Annotated in this window: 5 protein-coding genes and 1 tRNA gene; 5 read left to right on the top strand and 1 reads right to left on the bottom strand. The window is 73.7% G+C overall.

The genetic code is table 11. From position 1 onward, the window contains the following. A partial coding sequence (locus BH719_RS00705; protein WP_009399870.1) for a helix-hairpin-helix domain-containing protein occupies positions 1-1,800 on the top strand: 1,800 nt, incomplete at its 5' end. On the opposite strand, the gene BH719_RS00700 is transcribed toward BH719_RS00705, so the two are convergent. Continuing rightward, positions 1,797-2,456 (bottom strand): HAD family hydrolase, encoded by a 660-nt coding sequence (locus BH719_RS00700; RefSeq protein WP_083808198.1) that lies wholly within the window; start codon positions 2,454-2,456, stop codon positions 1,797-1,799. The genes BH719_RS00705 and BH719_RS00700 overlap by 4 nt on opposite strands. Positions 2,457-2,561: 105 nt before the next feature. On the opposite strand from BH719_RS00700, the gene BH719_RS00695 reads away from it, so the two are divergent. From BH719_RS00695 to BH719_RS00680, 4 genes are all read left to right on the top strand, one after another. Beyond that, a complete protein-coding gene (locus tag BH719_RS00695; protein WP_009399866.1) occupies positions 2,562-3,065 on the top strand; it encodes a MarR family winged helix-turn-helix transcriptional regulator in 504 nt (167 codons plus the stop codon). A 94-nt stretch (positions 3,066-3,159) separates the two neighbouring features. After that, positions 3,160-3,246: transfer RNA gene (locus BH719_RS00690), tRNA-Leu, on the top strand. 76 nt (positions 3,247-3,322) lie between these two features. Continuing rightward, complete coding sequence (locus BH719_RS00685) at positions 3,323-4,006, top strand: DsbA family oxidoreductase (RefSeq protein WP_009399865.1); 684 nt, start codon at positions 3,323-3,325, stop codon at positions 4,004-4,006. Then, positions 4,003-5,046 carry a GNAT family N-acetyltransferase gene (locus BH719_RS00680; protein ID WP_009399864.1) on the top strand — a complete coding sequence of 348 codons (1,044 nt, stop codon included), beginning with the start codon at positions 4,003-4,005 and terminating at the stop codon, positions 5,044-5,046. Before BH719_RS00685 ends, BH719_RS00680 begins: the two co-directional genes overlap by 4 nt. Positions 5,047-5,069: the final 23 nt, after the last annotated feature.

Raw genomic sequence — 5,069 nt, 5'->3', positions numbered from 1 at the left:
CTGGCGGGGCTGCCCCGCCACATGGGCATCCACCCGGGGGGCATGGTGCTCACCGACCAGCCCGTCTCCAGCGTCTGCCCCATCAGCTGGGGGTCCGTGCCGGGCCGCAGCGTGCTGCAGTGGGACAAGGAGGACTGCGAGGACGCGGGCCTGGTAAAGTTCGACCTGCTGGGGCTGGGGATGCTCTCGGCCCTGCGCCTGGCCTTCGACCGCCTGGCCGGCGCCCCGGAGGGAGAGCCGTGGGGGCGCAGGAGCGCGCCCCTGCTGGGGAGGCGGGGGCTCCCCATCGGACTGCACACCCTGCCCCAGGAGGATCCCGGGGTCTACGACCTGCTGTGCGCGGCGGACACGGTCGGCGTCTTCCAAGTGGAGTCGCGGGCGCAGATGAGCACCCTCCCCAGGCTCAAGCCCCGCTGCTTCTACGACATCGTCGTGGAGGTGGCGCTCATCCGCCCCGGGCCCATCCAGGGCGGATCCGTCACCCCCTTCCTGCGCAGGCGCGCCGGCGAGGAGGAGGTCTCCTACCTGCACCCCCTGCTCGAGCCCGCGCTGGCCAAGACCCTGGGCGTGCCCCTCTTCCAGGAGCAGCTCATGCGGATCGCGGCCGACGCCGCGGGCTTCACCCCGGCGCAGGCGGACCGCCTGCGCCGGGCCCTCGGGGCGAAACGGGGCGTCGAGCGCGTGGAGGGGCTGCGCCCGGCCCTGATGGAGGGGATGGGGAGGCGCGGGATCGACGCGGCGACGGGCGCGGCCATCGTCGAGCAGCTGAAGGGCTTCGCGGACTTCGGCTTCCCCGAGTCCCACGCCTTCTCCTTCGCGCACATCGTCTACGCCTCCGCGTGGCTCAAGCTGCGCGCCCCCGAGCACTTCTACGCGGCCCTCCTGGCCTGCCAGCCCATGGGCTTCTACTCGCCCTCCTCCCTGGTGCACGACGCGCGCCGCCACGGGGTGCGCGTGGCCCCGCCCGACGTCAACCACTCGCGCGTGGGGGCGGTCGTGGAGGAGGCGGACGAGGGGGAGGGGGGAGTCCCGCGGGCGCCGGAGCCCGTCCCGCAGGCCGTCCCCCTCGACGTCGACCCCCGCCTGGCCGTGCGCATCGGCCTGGGCTCCATCGCGGGCCTGGGCGCGGCGGCCGAGCGCACCGCCACCGCCAGGGGGGAGGGCCCCTACTCGTCGGTGGGCGACCTGGCCCGCCGGGCCAGGCTGGGCGAGAAGGACCTCGAGCGCCTCGCCCATGCGGGCGCGCTCGCCTCCCTGGGCGCCTCCCGGCGGGAGGGCATGTGGTCGGCCGGGGCACTGGGAGCACCCCGGGGGCCCGTGGGGGCGGACGGGGGATGGCAGCCCGCCCTGCCGGGGATCGACCCCGCCCCGGCGCCGGACCTGCCCGCCATGGACGCCGTCGAGGAGCTGCGCGCCGACACCGAGTCCACCGGCCTGACCACCGGGGACCACCCATTCGCCCTCGTCCGGGCCCACCTGGATCCCGGCGCCCTCCCCGTCTCCGCCCTCCACGGCTGCGACGACGGCGCCATCGTGTCCGTCGCGGGCCTCATCACCCACCGGCAGAGGCCCCCGACTGCGGCGGGGACCGTCTTCCTCACATTGGAGGACGAGAGCGGGATGGTCAACGTCACGTGCGCGGCGGGCATGTGGGCGGCCCACCGCGCCGCCGCCCTGCGCGCCCGCGCCGTCGAGGTCCGCGGGCGCCTCGAGCGCCGCGACGGGGCCGTGGGCGTGCGCGCCCACTCCCTGCGGGAGGTCGCCGCCCCCGTCGCCGCTAGGTCCCGCGACTTCCGCTAGACCGGGCCCCCGCCCAGGCACAGGGCGGCCAGCTCCTCCATGGTCTCCACCCGCCAGTCCGCCTTGTCCAGGCCGCCCTCGGTGGCGTACCCCCAGCCGACGCCGATGACCGGCAGCCCCGCCTCGTGGGCGCCGCGCACGTCCCACACGGAGTCGCCCACCATGACGGGGCACGACACGTCCGCCCCGAGGCCGGCCAAGCGCTCCAGCGCCTCGTGGATCACCGTGGTCTTCGTCGACTCCGGGTCCGGCGTCGCCCCGGCGACGACGTCGAAGTACTCCATGAACCCCAGGTGCTCGAACTGGGCGAGCGCCATCGGCGCCTGCTTCGACGTCGCCGTCGCCAGGGCCACGCCCGCGCTCCTCAGTGCGGCGAAGAGGCCCTCGATCCCGTCGAAGGGGCGCGGCTCCAGGAAGCAGTGGGAGTAGAGGTCCCGGTACGTGGCGACGAGGCGCTCAAGCAGGGGCGGGGCGTAACCCAGGTCCCCGAAGGAGTACCGCAGGGGCGGGCCCACGTAGGCGCGCAGGCGCTCCCGCTCCGGGACGGGCAGGTCGAAGGATCTCAGGGTTTGTTCGAACACACCGACGACCGCGGGCGCGGAGTCCACCACCGTTCCGTCCACGTCGAAAAGGGCGCAGCTGAATGTGGTTCCCATGAACACCGCCTCGGTAGGTTGAGTGCTTTCCGCGTCACTATCGCCTATTATTCCCGAAAGGGGCGGACCGCCGCACCAGCGCGCCGCGCACCGAATGGAGGAGATGTGGACGACCGACCGGGACTCAACCCGATCACGGACCCGGGCAACAACCGCGCCGCAGCCTGGCGCGTGTTCTTCGAGGCCTCCGGGCGCCTCCAGGGGATCCTCGAGACGCGCCTCAAGCGCACCTTCGGCGTGACGATGCCCGACTACAACATCCTCCTTGCCCTGTGGGAGGCCCCCAAGCACCGACTCCGCATGGGGGAGCTGGCCGACAAGGTCGTCTACTCGCCCTCCCGCGTCACCTACCTGGTGTCGAACCTCTCACGCGACGGCTGGGTCGAGCGCGTCCCCTCGGCCATCGACCGGCGCGGCTACGACGCGTGCCTGACCACCCAGGGCGTCGAAACGGTCCTGGCCGCCACGGAACTGCACCAGCAGACGGTGCGCGAGTACCTGCTGGACGGCATGACCGACGACGACATCGGGGCCATCGTCAAAGTGTTCTCCACGCTGGACTCGCGCCTCAAGGGCTTCTCCGCGCGCGAGCGCAAGCGCAGGCGCTGAGGCCCCCGAGGCCGACCCGGCCCGATTGGCGCGGTGCGGAACAACCGTGTTAGAGTTCTTCTCGCTTGCGGGCGACACGTCGTCCGGGCCGCCTGCGCGGGTGGCGGAATAGGCAGACGCGCTAGCTTGAGGTGCTAGTCCTCATTTTACGAGGGTGGGGGTTCAAGTCCCCCTCCGCGCACGAGAAGAGTGCCCCGGGGCCGGAAGGCTCCGGGGCTTTCCCGTAGAGCAGTGGGCGCGGCCCGGAGGGAGTGCGGATGCGCATCGACATGTGGATGGACACCGCCTGCCCGTGGTGCTACCTGGGGCTGCGCCACCTGCGCGCCGCCCTGTCCGCCTTCCCCCATGGCGACCAGGTCGAGGTCGTCCTGCGGGCCCACGTGCTCGAACCCGACCTGGAGGGCCCCGTCGACACGCCCCGCGCCGCCCACCTCGCCCGGACCACGGGGATGGAGCCGGAGGCGGTCGCCGAGGAGGACGAGCGCCTGCGCGCCCTTGGGCGCGCCGAGGGGGTCGTCTTCGACTTCGAGTCCCTCGTCGTGGCGCCCACCTCCCGGGCCCACCGCGTCATCGCCGCGGCTGGGGAGGCCGACATCGACGCGGGCGCCACGACGGGCCCGGACACCGCGCACCTCAAGGCGGCCGAGGCCATCATGCGGGCGCACTTCGAGATGGGGCTCGACGTGTCCGACCCCGACGTGCTCATCGGCTGCGCCCAGGACATCGGGCTCGGCGCCGCAGTCGCGGCGGGGGCCCTGGCGGACGGGCGCTGGGCCTCCCAGGTCTACTCCGACCACCAGATGGGCGTGGGCATGGGGGTCGACGCGCTCCCCACCTACATCCTCGGCTCGCGCTTCGTCGTCCAGGACCGCCTGAGCGCGACAGCCATGGCCAACGTGCTCACGACCGCGTGGGCGCACTCGCGAGAGGACGGACGATGAGAGCGATCGAACCGCTGACCGTGCCCGGGCCCGGGATAGAACTGGTCCCGATGGGGGAGGAGTTCATCGACCCGATGACGGCCGTCCTCCAGGACCGCGCGTACTCGCGCTTCACCACGATCCCATGGCCCTACGAGCGCTCGATGGCCGAGGCGAACGTCGCCGCCACCGCGGGGAGCTGGGAGCGAGGCGGCTGCGACTGGGCGATCGTGGGGGAGGGGACCGGGGAGTTCCTCGGCAGGATCGAGCTGCGCCCCGCCGCCCTCATCCCGGACTGCCTCGAACTGGGGTACTTCACCGCCAAGGACCACTGGGGCCAGGGAGTGATGACCAGAGCCGTCGCCCTCGCCCTCGACACCGCCTTCACGGCCATGGGCGCCACCCGCGTCCAGTGGTACGGCGACGAGGGCAACTGGGGGTCGTGGAAGGCGGTGTGGCGCAACGGGCTGCGCCGCGAGGGCGTCCAGAGGCGCGCGGGGAGGCGGCTGTGGGCGGCGGGCGTCCTCGCCACGGACCCGCGCGAGCCCGACACCCCGTGGGACGGGCCCGGCGCCGGGGCGCCCGCGGCCCTGGACCCCGGGCGGCCCATGGGCCTGGTCCGCCAGTTCCACCAGACGTACTCGGTGCCCGACCGCCTCGCCGAGCACGCGGCGCCCACCCTGGACTACGAGCGCCTCGGCATGCGGGTCGCACTGGTCAGCGAGGAGTACGCCGAGCTCATCGGCGCCGTCTACGGCCCCGCCGCCCGCTCCCTGGTCGAGGAGGCCGCCCGGGCGGCCGAGGGCGCCGACGAGGGGGTCCGCGATGTGGTGGAGGCCGCCGACGCCCTGGCCGACTTGGTCTACGTGGCCTACGGGATGGCCGTCGAGTCCGGCATCGACCTGGACCGGGTCCTCGCCGAGGTCCAGGCCTCGAACCTGTCCAAACTCATGCCCGACGGCACGGTGCGGCTGCGCGGGGACGGCAAGGTCCTCAAGGGCCCCGGCTTCTTCCCGCCCGACGTGCGCCGCGCCCTGGGACTGGGCGGCGGCGCCGGCTGACGCGCCCTCGGCCGCCGACGGGG

This window comes from Pauljensenia hongkongensis, from assembly GCF_001746855.1.
In the GTDB taxonomy this organism is placed as follows: domain Bacteria; phylum Actinomycetota; class Actinomycetes; order Actinomycetales; family Actinomycetaceae; genus Pauljensenia; species Pauljensenia hongkongensis.
Note: the sequence above shows the minus strand (reverse complement) of the source record. Positions and strands in the feature narration are given on the sequence as shown.